This window comes from Enterobacter cloacae complex sp. GF14B, assembly GCF_004136805.1.
Taxonomy (GTDB): domain Bacteria; phylum Pseudomonadota; class Gammaproteobacteria; order Enterobacterales; family Enterobacteriaceae; genus Enterobacter; species Enterobacter hormaechei_C.
In genome coordinates, this window is record NZ_QFRV01000348.1 from 1 (window position 1) to 984 (window position 984).

The following is a 984-nucleotide window of genomic DNA, read 5'->3' on the forward strand; positions in this document are numbered from 1 at the left end:
GATTTGCGTAATTGGGTGCCGAGCTGCAAAACACGATTAGAGAAGGACATAACTGGCATATCATTTTGTTTGAGATTGCTCTAATCGTCTTTCAACCGCGCTAGGTAGTTAGGTGGCATAAACCGTGCCTTGAGCTTGTCTTGGAAGTCGGCCCAATCGAAAGAAAGGGGCACGCCTTCTTCGGCTTCCTCTAGGTGCGCGGCCAACTGTGCCTCTTGCCATGCGTAATACCAATTGATGGCATCACCGGCAAGGTACATAGTGTCACCAGGAGGTGTATTTTTCCTGTTGCCCTCCGTAAATAAGTATTAGATATATTTATTTTATTTTTACTTGTTTGTCCCAAAACCGTTGAAAAGGTGCAAGTGGACATTGCATGGCCAGTGTGAAACGGCTGCAGCCAAATGGGTTTCTCACATCGGGGATCTAGGTCGGTCAGACAGGGACTGCCGGGCCAGTTAGCACTGAATTCTGATGAGTATGGAAGCTCGTGTGCGCCAAACTGGAATTTGGGCCACTCGTCAAGTCACTGCAACTTTATAGCGACCACGCAAAATCTGACCACAACGCCGAATGCGGCTCTCATAAAGATGATGCTCCTGCAGCATAGGAATGTCAATCTCACCACCCACAGGGCATCTCTACAGCTCCTGACCCAGCCGGCCCCTCTGACGCTGAAACTTGGGCCCTCCTAATCCCTGCACATTCCATGAGATGATCCTCATGGAGTCAATGAGAGAAAATAGATGCTGCAACAGCAGCCAACCTCGCTATCTTTGAGGCCGGTTTGGATGGGGAGAAATCCGCATCCGAACGACCTCTAGACAAGCGTGCAAGAAGTGACTGTCCCGCCCAGGCCCAAGCAGAGCGTGCAGCCCGAAGGGCTACATCCTCTGTCCAAGAATCCTCATGCACAAAAACATAACACGGAGCGCACTGAGTGTCAGGAAACAAGTGCACCACAATGTTCCTGCAACCCAGTGC

General features: G+C 50.5%; 1 protein-coding gene. It reads right to left on the minus strand.

From position 1 onward, the window contains the following. Nucleotides 1–80 precede the first annotated feature (80 nt). Nucleotides 81–260, minus strand: coding sequence for a hypothetical protein (locus tag DD606_RS25610; protein ID WP_129259541.1), 180 nt, complete (start codon nt 258–260; stop codon nt 81–83). Nucleotides 261–984 lie beyond the last annotated feature (724 nt).